The organism is Mucilaginibacter sabulilitoris (genome assembly GCF_034262375.1).
GTDB lineage: Bacteria > Bacteroidota > Bacteroidia > Sphingobacteriales > Sphingobacteriaceae > Mucilaginibacter > Mucilaginibacter sabulilitoris.
Genome location: NZ_CP139558.1, coordinates 195,711 through 212,205, shown reverse-complemented (window position 1 = coordinate 212,205; position 16,495 = coordinate 195,711). Strand labels below are relative to the sequence as shown.

General features: G+C 45.2%; 15 protein-coding genes. 7 read left to right on the top strand and 8 right to left on the bottom strand.

The window, feature by feature from the left end; all coding sequences use genetic code 11:
- Positions 1 to 17 precede the first annotated feature (17 nt).
- Positions 18 to 1,094 (top strand): ParM/StbA family protein, encoded by a 1,077-nt coding sequence (locus SNE25_RS00855; protein ID WP_321563198.1) that lies wholly within the window; start codon positions 18 to 20, stop codon positions 1,092 to 1,094.
- Between the two features lie 69 nt (positions 1,095 to 1,163).
- On the opposite strand, the gene SNE25_RS00850 is transcribed toward SNE25_RS00855, so the two are convergent.
- Positions 1,164 to 1,463, bottom strand: a complete 300-nt coding sequence (locus SNE25_RS00850; protein ID WP_321563197.1) for a Dabb family protein — start codon at positions 1,461 to 1,463, stop codon at positions 1,164 to 1,166.
- A 93-nt stretch (positions 1,464 to 1,556) separates the two neighbouring features.
- Here SNE25_RS00850 and SNE25_RS00845 point away from each other — a divergent pair, with 93 nt between their 5' ends.
- On the top strand, positions 1,557 to 2,450 hold the full coding sequence (locus tag SNE25_RS00845; protein WP_321563196.1) for a glutamate--tRNA ligase family protein: 894 nt from the start codon (positions 1,557 to 1,559) through the stop codon (positions 2,448 to 2,450).
- 84 nt (positions 2,451 to 2,534) lie between these two features.
- A complete protein-coding gene (locus SNE25_RS00840; protein WP_321563195.1) occupies positions 2,535 to 3,437 on the top strand; it encodes a metallophosphoesterase family protein in 903 nt (300 codons plus the stop codon).
- Here SNE25_RS00840 and pdxR read toward each other — a convergent pair.
- The gene (pdxR, locus tag SNE25_RS00835) at positions 3,431 to 4,891 is read right to left on the bottom strand and encodes a MocR-like pyridoxine biosynthesis transcription factor PdxR (RefSeq protein ID WP_321563194.1); all 1,461 of its coding nucleotides are present in this window, start codon (positions 4,889 to 4,891) and stop codon (positions 3,431 to 3,433) included. The two genes, SNE25_RS00840 and pdxR, sit on opposite strands and share 7 nt — an antisense overlap.
- A 182-nt stretch (positions 4,892 to 5,073) precedes the next feature.
- Between pdxR and SNE25_RS00830 the strand changes: the two genes are divergently transcribed.
- The 4 genes from SNE25_RS00830 (at position 5,074) to SNE25_RS00815 (ending at position 7,465) form a co-directional block, all read left to right on the top strand.
- On the top strand, positions 5,074 to 5,589 hold the full coding sequence (locus SNE25_RS00830) for a TQO small subunit DoxD (RefSeq protein ID WP_321563193.1): 516 nt from the start codon (positions 5,074 to 5,076) through the stop codon (positions 5,587 to 5,589).
- 5 nt (positions 5,590 to 5,594) lie between these two features.
- Positions 5,595 to 6,017 (top strand): cupin domain-containing protein, encoded by a 423-nt coding sequence (locus tag SNE25_RS00825; RefSeq protein WP_321563192.1) that lies wholly within the window; start codon positions 5,595 to 5,597, stop codon positions 6,015 to 6,017.
- A gap of 1 nt (position 6,018) precedes the next feature.
- Positions 6,019 to 6,906, top strand: coding sequence for an EamA family transporter (locus SNE25_RS00820; RefSeq protein WP_321563191.1), 888 nt, complete (start codon positions 6,019 to 6,021; stop codon positions 6,904 to 6,906).
- A 163-nt stretch (positions 6,907 to 7,069) separates the two neighbouring features.
- On the top strand, positions 7,070 to 7,465 hold the full coding sequence (locus tag SNE25_RS00815; RefSeq protein WP_321563190.1) for a DoxX family protein: 396 nt from the start codon (positions 7,070 to 7,072) through the stop codon (positions 7,463 to 7,465).
- A gap of 7 nt (positions 7,466 to 7,472) precedes the next feature.
- Here the strand turns inward: SNE25_RS00815 and SNE25_RS00810 are convergent, their stop codons facing one another.
- The 6 genes from SNE25_RS00810 to SNE25_RS00785 form a co-directional block, all read right to left on the bottom strand.
- The gene (locus tag SNE25_RS00810) at positions 7,473 to 7,892 is read right to left on the bottom strand and encodes a VOC family protein (RefSeq protein WP_321563189.1); all 420 of its coding nucleotides are present in this window, start codon (positions 7,890 to 7,892) and stop codon (positions 7,473 to 7,475) included.
- Positions 7,893 to 8,042: 150 nt separating this feature from the next.
- Positions 8,043 to 9,125, bottom strand: coding sequence for an efflux RND transporter periplasmic adaptor subunit (locus SNE25_RS00805; RefSeq protein ID WP_321563188.1), 1,083 nt, complete (start codon positions 9,123 to 9,125; stop codon positions 8,043 to 8,045).
- The gene (locus SNE25_RS00800; RefSeq protein WP_321563187.1) at positions 9,122 to 12,373 is read right to left on the bottom strand and encodes an efflux RND transporter permease subunit; all 3,252 of its coding nucleotides are present in this window, start codon (positions 12,371 to 12,373) and stop codon (positions 9,122 to 9,124) included. Before SNE25_RS00800 ends, SNE25_RS00805 begins: the two co-directional genes overlap by 4 nt.
- A 13-nt stretch (positions 12,374 to 12,386) precedes the next feature.
- Positions 12,387 to 13,775, bottom strand: coding sequence for a TolC family protein (locus SNE25_RS00795; RefSeq protein ID WP_321563186.1), 1,389 nt, complete (start codon positions 13,773 to 13,775; stop codon positions 12,387 to 12,389).
- Positions 13,776 to 13,946: 171 nt separating this feature from the next.
- Complete coding sequence (locus SNE25_RS00790) at positions 13,947 to 14,342, bottom strand: hypothetical protein (RefSeq protein WP_321563185.1); 396 nt, start codon at positions 14,340 to 14,342, stop codon at positions 13,947 to 13,949.
- A gap of 207 nt (positions 14,343 to 14,549) precedes the next feature.
- Positions 14,550 to 16,331 (bottom strand): DUF885 domain-containing protein, encoded by a 1,782-nt coding sequence (locus tag SNE25_RS00785; protein WP_321563184.1) that lies wholly within the window; start codon positions 16,329 to 16,331, stop codon positions 14,550 to 14,552.
- Between the last annotated feature and the right edge of the window lie 164 nt (positions 16,332 to 16,495).

Below are 16,495 nucleotides of genomic sequence, written 5' to 3'. Positions count from 1 at the left end.
GGGACAAACTATTCCTTATGAACTTTAAATCTCTAAGTATTCCCAGCGTTGTTGAACGATATAACCAGCCTTTAATAAATGTAGTTTCTGATCCCGAAAAATGCATCCAGCTTTATGAAGCGGGCGCAGGTTATCTGATCGGCGATTTGGCGCTTACCCAGGGTTATGCCCCTTACCGCAACCTGAACAGTTCGCCGGCAGAGGCAGATTATCAGTTGCTGGCCAAAGCCGGATTGCTGATGGCTTCCGGGGCCAAGTCGGGCGAACTGGTGCTTACTACCGGGTTCCCTTACACCACTTATGAGCTTTACAAGCAGCAGGCCATTGACTTTTTTACTCCCCGCGATATATTTATTGAATTTAACGCCGATACCTACTCCAGCAATGCGCACAAACGCATACAGCTTACCGTACGCCACGTTGAAGTAATGCCCGAAATTTTAGGCTGCATTATGGCTGTCCGTAAAGGGTTGAAACAACAGGGTAACTTTTTTATTGTGAGCCTGGGCTACGGAACCTGCGAAACAGGTTTAAGTATGGATACCGGGCTAATTACCCGTACCTGCATGAGTGTTTCTGGTTTACGCTATGCTGTTAATAACCTGCATGCCGAATTAAGCAAAAGCTATAATTTGGGTATGAAAAATGAACACATGGTTAACCAAAGCTTTCAGAATGGAAAAATAGTTTTGGATCGCAAACGGAAAGACCTTATTGATATCAGGCGCAACCACCTGGCCAATTATTATGATGAGATATTATCGCCAACGTTAAAGAAAGCTTTTATAGACAGCGATTTTGAAAAGGCGGATACCCTGTACCTGGTAGGCGGCGGCGCCAAATACGCCGAACTGGTTGATTGCTTTAAAAATGAATTTGACGGTGTACTGGATATTGTTGTTCCGGACACGGCCGAGAATATGGCCAGTTTAGGGTATTGTTTACGCTCGGCACAATGGTGTGGCCCGGGTCATTCTAATCAGGCAGTTGGGCTCGATATTGGGAATGCCTATACTGTAGTAAGCCAGGTGCATCAGCAAATGGAGCTGGCCAATACTTATGAAGAGGCACAGGTACTAAATCATTCTTTATAATATTATTTAATCATAACAAACAGGCCGCTTAAATTCATTTAAGCGGCCTGTTTATTTTATAAGGTATCCTTATTCGGCATCGTAAATAACTACCTTTTCAAAAAATACACGGAATTCCTCTAAGAATGCTTTGTGCACCGGGTGAACCTGGTAAACATCATGCGCGGCAAGGTCATCAAAAAATACGGTTAGGCTAAAGGTATAAGTGGTATCAACAACAGGGCGGTCGATAGCCATAACGGGTGTACCAATGTGCAATGTTTTTATAACTTCTACAGCCTCTAAAGACTGTAGACCTTTACGAAATGCGATTTTCTGGTCTTCGGATGTATCTGCTTTTACCCAGAATAAAACGTGGTGTACTATCATTTTTTGTTTTTCGGCAAATGTAAAAATATCCGGTCAGGTATTTAACCGGAAGCTTGCTTTTCGTACTTTGGCACATGTACACATTTGTTGAGCGTGATAAGCAATATTACCAGTTATCATAAAACCCGCATTGCACCTACACCAAGCGGCTATTTGCATTTGGGCAATGTGCTGTCTTTTGTAATTACCACGGGTATTGCCCGTAAACACGGGGCCCGCATATTGCTCCGGATAGACGACCTTGACCGGGCCCGGGTTAACAAACAGTACCTGCAGGATATTTTTGATACGCTCCATTTTTTAGAAATACCCTGGGATGAGGGTCCGCGTGATGTGCATGATTTTGAAAGCAATTACTCCCAGCTGCACCGTATGCCGCTTTACCAGGAGGCGTTCAAGCAATTATATGATGATGGGTTGGTTTTTGCATGCACTTGCTCCCGTAAACAATTGGCCGACGCTGAGTTTAATCGGCACTGCGCATGCTTTAACCGCAAAATGCCGCTAACTGCCGAAAATGCAAGCTGGAGATTAGTTACCAATGCCAACCCAATCATGGTTAAAGATTATAGCCATCAAATCATTGAATCGGTGTTGCCTGCCGATATGTATAACTTTATCGTTAAAAAGAAAGATGGCTTCCCTGCGTATCAGTTGGCATCCTTAATTGATGATGATTTTTACAAAATCGACCTGATAGTAAGGGGTGAAGATCTGTGGCCATCAACCCTTGCCCAGCATCAGTTGTCATCAGCGTTGGGGTTAAATAATTTTAAAGAAATAGCTTTTTATCATCATCCCCTGCTTACAGAAACCTCGGGTCAAAAACTTTCCAAATCGGCGGGGGCTACCTCTGTCCGGTACCTGCGGGAGAATGGCAAAACTCCGGCAGCTATTTACACGCTGATTGCGGGCATGCTTGGTATTGACGAAAATATAACCAACTGGCAGCAGCTTGCCGGGGTAATAATTCCGGATATTACTTAAGATCAAATTTTAACATCATATTTAACCCTGATTTAAGATAAAGTAGAAACAGATAAAGCAAATTTGCACCTACAGTTAAACACTATGCAAAGAAGATCAGCCCTTAAAAATATTGGTGGATTGCTTTTGGTACCATCCCTGGGGTTCGCCAAAACATCTGCAGAGAAAAAACCGGTTTTACGGATAGCACATTTAACCGACATCCATCTTAAAAATAAGTTTGATGCCCCGGCCCGGTTTGCTAGATGCTTGCACCATGTGCAGCAGCAAACACCCAAAGTTGATCTGATATTGAATGGCGGCGATATGGTGTTTGATATGAACAAGGAAAACATCAGCACCATTAATGACCAGTGGCAGCTTAGTAAATCGTTAATGAAGGCTGAGTGCAGCGTACCTGTACATTACTGCCTGGGTAATCATGACATTTGGTGGAACGAGGATGATAAGGGCCAGGCCATTTATGGGAAAAAATATTCCATGGATCAGTTAAGTTTGGTTAAGCCTTACTATAGCTTTACCCAGGGCGGTTGGAAATTTATTATACTCGATAGTGTTCATTTAGATATTGACAACACCTGGTACATTGGTAAACTGGGCGAAGAGCAGTTTGCCTGGCTTGAGCAGGAACTTAAAACCACTGACCCATCTATGCCTGTTTTGGTACTCACACATATCCCCATTTTAACCGCGACCAACCTTATTGAAGATAACACCGTGAATAAATGGGTTATGCTGGGAGGCGATATGCATACCGATAATGCTAAAATAATCAGCCTGTTTTACCGGCACCCCAATGTTAAACTGTGCCTGAGCGGCCACATTCATTTACGCGATAAGGTGGTTTACAACCATGTTACCTATATATGCAATGGCGCCGTTAGCGGGGCCTGGTGGGAAGGCAACCGCAGAGAAACAGCCCCTGGATATGGCGTTATCGACTTATACGCCGATGGCAGCTTTACCGAAGATTATGTGAATTATTGATACAATTTTTTAACAGAAGCAGCCAATATATCAACAGCAGTTTCCAGTTCTTTAGGGTTCATGGACGCAAAACCCAGCCTCGCATAATGCAGTGGCCGGCCTTTTTCTTGATAATAGCTTTTACCATCACTCATGGTGAGGCCATTGGCTGCTGCTTTTTGAGCTACTTCATCAGCTTTTATGCCGTTTAAATAATTTATCCAAACCGCAAAACCACCATCCGGAACTTTAAAGCTGATGTACCCGTCAAGTTGCTCCTGCAGCAGGCTGCAAAATATGTCGCGCCTTTCGTGGTAAATTTTGTTGGTTTTTTTCAGGTGACGGCTTACATCGCCATTTTTTAAAAGGTTAGCCATGGCTTCCTCCAGGAGCAATTCCCCCTGCCTGTCTATAAGGCGGCGCAGTCTCGTGGCCTGCATGATCATGTTAGGAGGAGCAACCATAAAGCCAATACGGATACCCGGTGCAATAGTTTTACAAAACGACCCGATGTAGATGATACTGCCGTAGTAGTCGGCGCTGGCTAAAGGCAATATGGGTCCGCTGGAATAGTGGAAATCATAATCGTAATCGTCCTCAATGATAGCGAAGCGGTACTGACGTGCAAGTTCCAGCAGCCGCATACGCCGTTCGGCGCTTAATGTTACCGTAGTGGGGCGGTGATGATGCGGGATTACGTATACCAGTTTTACCCTTTTCTTTTTGCAGATAGCCTCAACCGCGTCCAGATCAATTCCGCATTCATCAACAGGAGCCAGCGCCACCTGAGCGCCTGCCTGTTCAAAAACATTATTTGCCTCAAGGTATCCCGGGTCGGCAGCTATGGCGGTGTCGCCTTTTGAAAGCAGGATCTGGGCGATAAGATACAAGGCCATTTGGGCACCCTTGGTAATCAGTATATGGTTGGGGTTAACTTGCAGGCACCGCGTTTCACCCAGAAAGTGGGCAAGTTCTGTCCGCAGGTTTTCTGAACCATGCTCAGGGCCGTACATCAGGTACTTGGATGTGAAATGATAGTTGGCAAAACGGCGGTATTCGCGTACAATGAGCTCAACCGGAGCCAGACGGGTATCCGGAAAACCTTCATTAAAAATTAGATTGGTATTGTTGGCGGGTTTAAACTGCAGCGGGTACGGGATCTTATGATCATCAACATCAAAATAAGTTTTCGATGCGGATCCGCCCTTTCCGGAAGCTGTCAACAGGGGGCGGGGCGCTATATCGGGCAGGTTTTGAGCTACAAAGATACCCCGCCGGGGATAAATCTCGACCCAGTTTTGTGCATACAACTCATCATAAGCAGCAACTACCGTTTGCCGGTGGATGGCCAGGTTTTGCGCGAGTATGCGGCTTCCCGGCAATGCCGAACCGGGTTTCAGTTTCCCTTGCCTGATGTGGTTTATAATACTGTTAGCTATTTGCAGATAAATCGGTGTCTGAACCGATTTATCCATGCTTATAAGGTTTTCTGTCAACAACATAACTGGTCTGTTTGAACGATAGTTACAAACATATAAAGATAGTCCAATTAATTTAATGAATTATATAGTCTGGACCATCTGGTTTGTTTTTGTGGACCAGTTGAATGGTCCAGTATGTAGGTATCTTTAATTATTGTTATTAAAGCACTTACGTTATGCAAATTGTTCAAAATTATAAATTACCCTCCCTGTATCTCCGGATAGCTATCGGCTCGGCTTATTTATGGGAAGTTGCCGATAGGTTAGGGATGTTGGGAGCCAATGGTAAGCCACATGTAAGCTGGGGCGATTGGGGGCACTTTATAGCCTATGCCGCCCAGGTAATGAGTTTTTTGCCCGCATCATTAATACCGGCGCTGGCTGCCTTAGCAACTATTGGCGAAGCTGTATTCGGGCTTTTAATTTTACTGGGCCTGTTCACCCGGCAGGCTGCCTTAGGCAGTGGCGTGTTAAGCTTAGGTTTTGCAGTAGCCATGGCCATATCGTTCGGTATCGAATCGCCGCTGGGCTATTCTGTGTTTACATTGAGTGCCGGCAGCTTTTTATTAGCCACATTACCCAACTATTCATGGAGCCTCGACTCCCGGCTGATGAACAAAAAAATCAATAAACAATTAGGTATTTACCAGGACAGAAACAGTTTTGAGGCTGTTTTTAACCACAAATTTTAAATAAAATGAAAGCATTATTAATAAGTATTTTATTCCTTTTTATGCTCGACCCAGGCAGGGTACGTGTGGAAAATCACCACCCTCAAAATGATAAAATAAACGAAACCTACCTGCTTAAAAAGCTGCTGAACCAACCCGGTATAAACAATAAGGAAGTGCAGATGCTGGTGGTAACTTTCCCGCCCGCAAGCGTATCTAAGGCTCACCGGCACCCGTTTCCAACTTTTGATTATTTGCTGGAAGGTGAACTGGAATCGACATTTGAAGGAAAAACCAACCATTACAAGCCCGGCGATTCCTTTTATGAAAAACCCAACGGCTTGCACGCGGTAACCAAAAATACCAGCCCCAATAAAGCGGCGAAGCTCCTCGTGTTCTATATCGCCGAAAAAAATAAACCTACTATAGTACCCGAAAAAATTAAATAATATGAAAACCCTGTCATCATATAAACCATCAGCCCTTTTGGTAATTATCGCCTTTGCCATTGTGTACGTGGTATGGGGTTCAACATATTTCTTTATCCAGATGGCTGTACATAGCTTTCCGCCTATGCTGCTTGGCGCCTTGCGTTTTTTTTCCGCGGGTGTATTGTTATTAACATGGTGTGCCATTAAAGGCGACAAGTTATGGGTTACAAAAGACATCATCACCTCGGGCGTAAGCGGTTTGCTGATGCTGTTTGTTGCCACAGGTATAGTGATCTGGGCCGAACGCACCCTGCCCAGCGCCATGGTGGCCATCATGGTATCGGCCAACCCAATATGGTTTGTGGTATTGGATAAGGTGAACTGGAACGTTAATCTTAAAAGCAGAACAACCGTTGCCGGCCTCATACTTGGCTTTGCAGGCGTGATCATGTTGTTTGGCGAAGCTATCAGCAAATCGCTCGCAGGTTCCATTAGTTATGCGCAGCTAAATGGCTTGGTTTTGCTGCTTGCTGGCCCTATAGCCTGGTCGGCTGGTTCATTGTATTCTAAAAAGAGAGCAAGCGATGCTCCCGCCAGGGTAAATACCTCGTGGCAAATGATCATTTCGGGTTTGGCGTTTATACCCGCCGCGTTGGTTAATCATGAATTTCATTCCTTTCACTTTGCACAGGTTTCTGTTCAGTCAAGGCTGGCTATCGTTTACCTCATTCTGTTTGGTTCTATAGCTGCATTTAGCGCTTATATCTGGTTATTAAAGGTACGCCCGGCTACGCAGGTAAGTACCCACTCCTATGTTAACCCGGTTATCGCGGTGTTGCTGGGTACCTTGTTTGCACATGAAAATATTTCGAGGTTACAGATATTCGGACGTTGGTTATTTTGGTAAGCGTATTACTGGTTAATATGGCTAAATATGACAAGGTTGCTTTAATATTGTCGCGTTTTGGAAAACGTGTTCGTAATAATCAAAGGGTGAAGCCTTTGAGTTCGGTTCACGGTACTGAGGTATGCCTTAATCAACCTTAATAAAATAACCTAATTCCAAATTAATGAACGCGAAAAAGATCAACATCATTTACTGGGTAGTTACCGGCTTGTTCCTTGTATTAATAACGCTGGGCGCTATACCTGATCTGTTATCTGTACCTGAAGCCCTTGCTGTGTTTAAGCATTTGGGCTATCCGGCCTACTTGTCGCCTTTTATGGGTGCGGCCAAATTACTGGGAGTTATTGCCATACTGGTTCCCGGTTATCCAAGGGTTAAAGAATGGGCTTACGCAGGATTTGTTTTTGATCTCACCGGCGCTATATATTCCGGGCTTTCTTCGGGCGATTCATTATTACAGGTTTCACCTATATTCATAGGATATATTTTGATTGCCTTTTCCTATATATATCATCATAAAAGAATACGGGCCCAAAAGGCTAAGTTGAGTGTGGTTTGAACTCGTGTTAGTCCTGATTTTCGCAACTGATGAGCCAATGCGTACCGAATTTGTCGGTAAGGTCGCCGAAAATAGCTCCCCAGAATGTGTTTTCTAAAGGGTGCGTAGCTTCACCATCGGCCGACAGGTCGGCATAAAAAGACCGTGCTTCTTCTTCGCTGTTGCAGTTCAATAGCAGCGAAACAGCATTGCCCTTGATCAGCCCGTTTTCAGGTACCATATCAGAGGCGGTAATTATTAACGCATCGTTAACCAGGGTGGAGTGTACAATGCAGTTTTCCATACATGGCGGCAGAGGCTCGGCAAGCGGTAAGGTTAATTCGCCAACTGTTTGAATGATCAGTTCACCCCCAAGGCATTGCTGATAAAATGTCATGGCCTCCCGGCAGTTACCGTTAAAAGTTAAGTATGAATTGATGTGTGCCATATTGATGCGCCATTAGTGTGTACAGATTAATTGACAATACAAAAATGAGTGTTGCAACGCAAATTAATGAGGGGCGAATACGACAATTGAGAGGGCAAATACGACAAAATAAAAGCCGCCCAAAGCTAATTGAAGGACGGCTTTTATTTTTTATTGAATGGATATTCCTGCTTTTAATTCGTCGTTAGCATGGTTTACAATCCTGTCGCCGGATTTTAAATTGCCGAAAACCTCGGTCGAATCATTTCTGGCCATGCCTTCTTTAATATCTACTAACTCAGCTTTTCCGTTTTTTACCGCGACAACATATTCGCGTTCCGTCGACCGTACAATGGCGTTGTTAGGCACCAGTAATGATTTAGCGCCCGATAGCAGGGGGATGCTTACTTCGGCATACATGCCCGGTTTAAGCTGTCCACTTTTATTCTGAACATCAATTTCAATAGCTTCTGAGCGCATGCTGCCCAATGAATTGGCTGAGCGGCTTATTTTAGCCGTTTGCTGATTGCCGGGCATGGCGTTAAATGTAAATTTAACGGGTTGTTCCAGATCAACCTTATCAACATAATCTTCCGGGATGTAAACCTCGAGGCGCATTTTGTTGATATCCTGTAGCACCAGCATGGGCTGGTCGGTTCCTTTGCCGGGTGATACCAGTGCGCCCGGTGATACATTGCGCTGAACGATCATGCCATCAAAAGGCGCGCGGATGTTCAGGTAATCCTGCACGGTACGTACCGACGAAACATTTGATTCCTCTGCACGGGCCATAGCATCATCGGCTTTCATCCTGGCCATGGCGTTATCCAGGTCAAGCGGCGAAACAGAACCCGGCTCTTTGGCCGCTTCTTTTAACCGGCGATATTTTTCTTTACTGGCTGCCGCAGTTTCCTGGGCCTGCAGGTAACGAGAATTAGCAGCCTGCAATTGCGACTCCATTTCGGGTGCTTCCAGCGTAATTAATAATTCACCCTTTTTTACGACGGTGCCGCGATCTACATAAAGCTTCTTAACAAAGCCATTAACCTTGGGGAAAATGTTTACTTCATTAAAAGGTTTTAACTGTCCCGGTAAGCGGGCGCTGCCCGAAAGCGCGCGTTCGGTAACTGTTCCCGTTTCATATTGTTTAGTGTTTTTTGTTTGTTGCGCGGTCATATCCACAGGTTTTTGATTACCCGAACAGGCGGCAAACAGGCAAATACTTGCCGTTAATATGATTGATGTTGCTCTCATGGCTCTATGCTTAAAGTTTGAAGTTCTTTAGTTTGATTGGTTTTTACGCCCTCCATTAATGACGGCGATTTATAAGTTGTTTTTTGCTGAACCCAGGCAAATACCTGCGGCAATATGAACAGGGCCGCAATGGTGGAGGCAAACAGCCCGCCGATAACGGCCCGGCCAAGTGGCGCGGTTTGTTCCCCCGCTTCGCCCATGCCCGATGCCATCGGGACCATGCCGGCCATCATGGCCAAACTGGTCATCAGAATTGGCCTTAACCGGATAGATGCACTGATAACGGCTGCCCGGGTTGCATCTTTGTATTCCAACCTTAAGGTTTCGGCATTGGTTACAATCAGGATGGCGTTGGCCACCGAAACCCCGGTTGACATGATCATACCCATGTACGATTGGAGGTTAAGTGTTGAACCTGTGAGCAGTAATGCTGTTAAAGAACCCAGTATAACCGCCGGTACGGTTGACAGTACTGTAAGCGATAATTTAAACGATTGATAATTGGCGGCCAGTAGTAAGAGTATCACCAAAATAGCAAACAGCAACCCGTTCTGTAAACTGGTTAACGTTTCGGTCAGTAGGCTCGACATCCCTTTTACCTCGGCCAGTAAGCCACGTGGTGGTGCGCCTACCGATTTGATAGCCTGTTGTACGTCGTTTGTAGCGGTGCCCAGATCTTTTTTGTAAATGTTGGCGCTTACGGTAAGGAAACGCCGAGGGCCCGACCGGTCATATTCGCCCGGAACGTATTTTACTTTAAAAGTGGCAATATCTCCCAATACTGGTGTGTTTTGCCCTTTTACCAGCGGAATTTCTTTGAGCTCGGCCATGTTATTCATTACATATTCGGGAATTTGCACCTGTACCTGATAGGTATAGGCCGATTTTTCATCCAGCCACTGGTTTTTTTCGGTAAAACGACTGGAAGAGGTACTGGCAGTAACCGAGCGGGCAATATCGGTAACGTTTAAACCCAGTTGCGCTGCCTTCAGCCTGTCTAAAGTGATGGTTACTACCGGGAACCTGAGCGGCTGTACAATTTGCACGTCGCGCAGGTACGGGATATTTTTCAGTTTCGTCAGTACTTTATTGGCATAGCCCTCTATCTGCGCCATGTCTTTCCCTGCTACCCGTATTTCTATAGGTGTAGAAGCTCCCTGGCTCATGATCTTTTCGGTCATGTCAATAGGTTCAAAAGTAAGGCGGAGATCGGGCAGCCTGGAGGCTATGTTTTTGCGGAGCGCGTCTTTCAGCTCATCCATGTTCATTTTATATTCAGGGTCGAGGTTAACCTGCAAAACAGCTTCATGCGTACCCGTATTAAATATGTACATGTTGCTGGAACCATAGCTGCTGGGTATAAGCCCCACATAGCCCGAACTGATGGCTACATGATGATTTACCGTACTGTCAATAATTTGCAGCACCTGTTTCAGTTTATCTTCGGTGCGTTCCAGCCGCGTGCCGTCGGGTTCTTTTATCCTGATCTGGAACTGGCCGTTATTCAGTTTTGGCATCATATCCTTCCCAATAAAAACAAAACATAAACCTGCCAGGGCAATTACCACAATAAGGTAAACCGGAACGATGATCTTTTTGGCAGGCATCCAACTTTGTATAATGTGCATAAAGCGCAATTTTACCCGTTCAAAAAGGTCATTCTTTTCGGGGTGCTGCTGCTCTTGTTTTAAGTGGTGAATGATCTGCCCCTCCTGCGGCTTGTTCAGGGCTTCACCCGCGTGGGCGTGCAATTCGCCGTGTTCATAGTGCTGATAGGTTTCGGCCTTGATGAGCCAGTTTGATAAAATAGGAACCAGGGTTTGCGCCAGCACGTATGATACGATCATGGTTAACCCTATTGACATGGATAAAGGCAAAAACATGGCCTTGGGTACCCCGTTCATCAGGAACGATGGCGCGAATACAGCCAGAATACAAAGCAGTATGAGTAATAACGGGAAGGAAATTTCTTCGCAGGCATCATAAATAGCCTGGGCCTTGTTTTTACCCATTTCCAGGTGCTGGTGTATGTTTTCGATGGTTACCGTAGCCTGGTCAACCAGGATACCTATGGCCAGCGCGAGCCCGCTCAGCGTCATGATGTTAATCGTTTGCCCGAAAAGGCTTAGCAGCAGCACCCCAATCAGGATAGAAACCGGTATGGTGATCACCACGATGAGGCTGCTTCGCCAGTCGCGCAGAAATAGTAATACCATGAGGCCGGTAAGGAGCGCGCCTAAGCCACCCTCTGTCATGAGGCTTTTTACCGCGTTGATCACAAATACCGACTGGTCAAATTCATAAGAGATCTTTACATCTTCAGGCAACAGGTTCTGCATTTCGGGTATCTTGCCTTTGAGCGATTGTACCACGCTCCAGGTACTGGCATCAGCCGTTTTTACAACCGGGATATATACCGAGCGTTTGCCGTTAATGAGCGCGTAATCAACCGTAACGTCACTGGCATCGGCCACACGGGCTACATCTTTTACAAGAATAGGCACCCCGTTTTTAGTTACCACCGGAATGTTGCCAAATTCATCAACCTGCTTAACCAGCGTATTGATGGCTGTAACAAACATGGTATTATCCATACGAAGATAGCCCGATGGCGACATCACGTTGAACTTTGCCAACGCTTCTACCACCTGATCGGATGTCAGGTTATAGCTGCGTAATTTATTGGGGTCAACATTTACGGTTATGGAGCGGGAATTGGCTCCAAAAGGCGGCGGGGCGGATAAGCCCGGAACCGATGCAAACATGGGCCTGATGCGGGTTGCGGCCATGTCATATATTTCTTTCAGGCTCCGCGAGGGTGCAGATAACACCAGCTGCCCAACCGGCAATGACGACGCATCAAAACGCACTACCTGTGGGGGCAAAGCGCCGGGAGGAAAAAACTTCATGGCACGGTTAACCTGCAGCGCTACCTGGGCTTCGGCCTCGGCCATATCTGTGCTTTCATAAAAACTCAGCTTAAGCATGGTTAAGCCCTGTATGTTTTTACTGGTGATGGTTTTCACCCCGTTTACATACAAAAACTGATCCTGCAGGCGGGTGGAGAAAAACCCCTCCATTTGCTGCGGCGACATACCGCCATACGACTCAATTACATAGATGGTGGGCAGGTTTAACTGCGGGAAAATATCTATGGGTATTTTTATTGCACTGAGCACTGCAAATATCAAAAGGCTCACGGTGATCACCACCGTGGTAATGGGCCTTTTTAGTGCGGATGTGACCATTGACATAGTTAAATTATTTTAAAAGGTTTAAAACTGTATTTACCTGATTTTCGGTAACCGCTTTCTGGAACAGCGCGCCCGAATAGGTGTATTTAGCCTGCGCGTAATCTGTTTCGGCACGGTATAGGATATTGAGAGCTGCGTTGAGCTCAATAATATCCGTTAACCCGTTTTTATACAGGGAAAGTTTCTGGCGATAGCCGTCATTGGCTGCCTTTAACTGATGGGGGATTTCCTGCAGGCGCTGCCGGGCGGTTTCCAGCTCAACATTGGCCTGGCTGGCGCTGATGGAGAGCATTTGCTTCTGCTCGGCCAGTTTCTGCGCATTATAACTGGTAGTGGCTTTTTGGGTGTGCAGTTTAAGCTGCCGGCGGCGCAGATCGACCAGGTTGTAGGATATGCCGATACCAACCAGATAGTTGTTACGATCAAAACCCCAGCCGCTTGACAGGCTGTTGAAATGGTCGTTGGCATCAATACTGGAACCCCGGCCCCAAACGGCGCCCTCTAACAATATCTTAGGGTTATAACTTTTTTTAACCAGGTTTTCCCGTTGCAGGCTGTTTTGATATACCGACCTGTAATAATTGATGAGGGGGTGGTTCACCGTATCCGGACTTAAAGATTGTAAAACCGGCGATTGGCCCATCAGCATTATTTCGGCAGTAGTATCAGGAATGATGGATTGATATGGCAGACCACTTACCGCCGAAAGCTGCAGTTGTACCTGCTTTTCCTGGTTGCTGAGCTCGATATAATTTAACCGGGCCTTTGATAGTTCGGCTTCTGAAATACTGGTATCAACCCCGGCCCTTACGCCGCTTTTGGCCAGCGACTGGATAGAGCGGCGAATCTCGACGTTGCGCTGTATGTTACGGGCCTGTATGGTTAGCAAATCATGCAGCCTTAATAATTGCAGATAATTATTAATGGTATAAGCCTGTAATTGGTAGCGTGAGCGGGCAAATTGATTCTGCTCTACCTGCACGTCAGAATTGGCTACTTTATTTTGAGCGCCATAAGCGCCAAAGTTGTAAATTTCCCAGTCGAGCGCCGCAACACCTACGTTTGCCGATACGGTTGTTGTATTACTTTCGGTGCGTACTTTTGAATTGGACGGGATAATGCCAAAAGTAAAATACGGTCCCGCCACATTGTTGTTGGTGCCGATATCGGCCTGGTAATTTAATTTTAAGTTGGGTAACCAGTTGCTGCGCGTTTCGGCGGCCTGTGCCCGGCGAATGCCAATGGCGGCCGAATCAGTTAGCAGTGTTGGCGCGTTCTGATCAACCTGATTAAGCAGCGTTTTTAAACCAATGGGCGGGTTGCTTTGCTGCGCATAAGTATTCATGGCAATGAGCAGGCCCGCCGCTATGAGTACATTTTTTTTAAAACTTTGCATATAAGTTTGCTATATGAACTTATACCGTTATCCTGATATATTGAGCTGCTGGCTGCGCGTTAATGCGTGACCATAAGCCGTAATAATGTAACTGATACCGGTAAATGACAGATAAATTAATTTGAATACTTGATAATAAGCGTTTTGCTTATGCCCGGTCGGGCAACTGTATCAAATTTTAAATGTGCAGAAAGAGAGGTAAGTATATTGATAGTTAAGGTGCAAGCGCCTGAATGCAAGGAAATGCTTTGGATTGAGTTTCCAGATGCGTTGCAGGAACAGTAATAAAATAAAACTGCTGATTACCATATTGAGCAGGTCAATAGCCGACTTTTTATCATTAACGATAAACTTATCGGTACGCTGCAAAAAATTAATATGATTAGCCTGGTTTAACGAGTATTCGGCGGTCCTTTTAAAAATAGAATTATGGCTCATGTTGTTTTTACTTGCCAGCTGCGTTAGCCTGGGCAAAAAAAACATATGCGATACGGCAATAAAAAAGTAGCATGTAACTAAAATAATTACCTGCAGCTTCTTAACCGTATCTAAGTTGTTATTCCGCACTTATTGAAATTTTAGATGCAAAAATGGTAAAATTTTAAATGTGCTTGTGCAAAAGTATTGTTGCAATGTGAAGTAAGGGTGAAGTTAAAAATAGAAATGACCGGGCAGATACTATAAAAAACGCGTCATTGTGACGCGCGGAACTTTTTAAAGAGAGACTTACGAAGTTTTAAAACTTCGTAAGTCTTTAAATAGGCTCTTAATGATTTATTGCTTTGCGGCCCAGGCATCCATTTTGCTTTCGAAAACGGCCAGTGGCATGGCTCCGTCTTTCAAGACCTGGTTATGGAATTCGGCAAGGTTAAACTTGCTGCCCAGTTGTTTTTCGTACTTATTGCGGAGCTCGCGTATTTTGAGGGCGCCCATTTTATAACCTAACGCCTGGCCCGGGATGGCCATGTAGCGTTCAATTTCGGCGGTAGCGCCTTGTTCGCTTATAGCTTCGTTATCCATCATGTATTTAATGGATTGTTCACGGTTCATGCCTTTGGTATGTATGGCTACATCAACCACCAACCTGATGGCGCGGTGTATTTCATCGCCGAGCGCGCCCATATATTGGTATGGGTCGGTGTATAAGCCAAGTTCTTTTCCCAACGATTCGCAGTATAAAGCCCAACCTTCAACATAAGCGTTCTCGCTGCCATCAAACCTGCGGAACTTTGGTAACGACGCGTTTTCCTGCGTAAGCGATATCTGGTAGTGATGCCCGGGTATGGCCTCGTGCAGGAATAATGATTCCATTCCCGAGGTGACATTAAACTTAGTGGCATCCAATATTGGTACATAAAATATGCCCGGCCTGCTGCCATCTGCCGAACCTGCATTGTATTCGGCGCTGGCCGATGCTGCCCTGAATGCTTCAGTTTGCCTGATCTCGAACGGGGTTTTAGGCACATGGTTAAACATTTTCTTAAGATTTGGCTCCATGCGCTTATGGATGTTTTCAAAAGCATCTAAAACATCTTTCGGGGTTTTGTAAGGAGTAAACTTAGGGTCGGTTTTCATGTATTCAAAAAACGCTTTTAGATCGCCCTTAAAGCCAACGCTGGTTTTTATACTATCCATTAAACCACGTATGCGGCTTACCTCTTTCAAACCAATCTGGTAAATTTCTTCGGCGGTTTTATCAGTGGTGGTTTGCTGCTTTACTAAGTAAGCGTACTTGGCGGTACCATCCGGCAGTGATGAATAGCCCGATGTGGTACGGGCATGAGACAGGTATTGGGTTTTTAAGTAGTCGGCCAGTTTTTTGTATGTGGGCGATATGGTAGTGGTAATGGCTTTTTTATAAGCATCGGTCAACTGTTTTTTATCGGCTTCTGAAAAATCTTTAGGCAGATTGGTTATTGGTCCATAGAACAGGCTTTTTGTGGGATCGGTAACTACGAGGTCCGTCAGCTCCGGAATCATTTTTATAACCAGCGCTTTTGGTAAAACCACGCCGGCTTTAATGCCTTTGTCGAAATTACTGATGGCGGTATCTGCCCAGATAGAAAATGCCGAAACACGTTTAAGCCAATCATTATAATCCTTGACGGTTTTAAATGGCTGAGCGCCAGACCCCGAACCCAGTTGACCTATGGTTAGCGGCAAAGCATAAAACTGGTTAAAGGGCATGTATTCAAAATGATTTTTAAAGCCATCAATTGCCAGCTGAGCTTCATAGGTAAAAATATCGTACGAAAGTTGGTCGTCTTCATTCAGTTCTTCGCGGTTAAAATGCTTAACCTGGGCCAGGTAGTTGGTATAAAAAGCCTTGGCTTTGTCTAAAAATTCGGTCGAGCCGTCGTCAGGCAACAGGTCATTATAGCGGTTATCGCCTATATAAGTAGCGTTGAGCGGGTATAACTTTAATGATTCTTCAAAGTAGTTGTCAAATACCTTAGCCAGCTCTTTATTGGCTGTTTTGGCAGAACCGGTTGTTTTGGTTTGATTACAGGCAGCCAGTATAGCTACAGCGGAAAGGAGTAGGAATGTTTTTTTCATTTTTTCAGTAATAGTTAATTAAAGCTAATAAAACGAAAATTAAGAAAAACGGCTATGCGTGAATCACCTTTATGCAATGGGGGTAATTACTAAAGGTTGGTTTGGAATTATGCAGAAAGACTTACGAAGTTTTTAAAACTTCAACGCGTCATTGCGAGGCACGA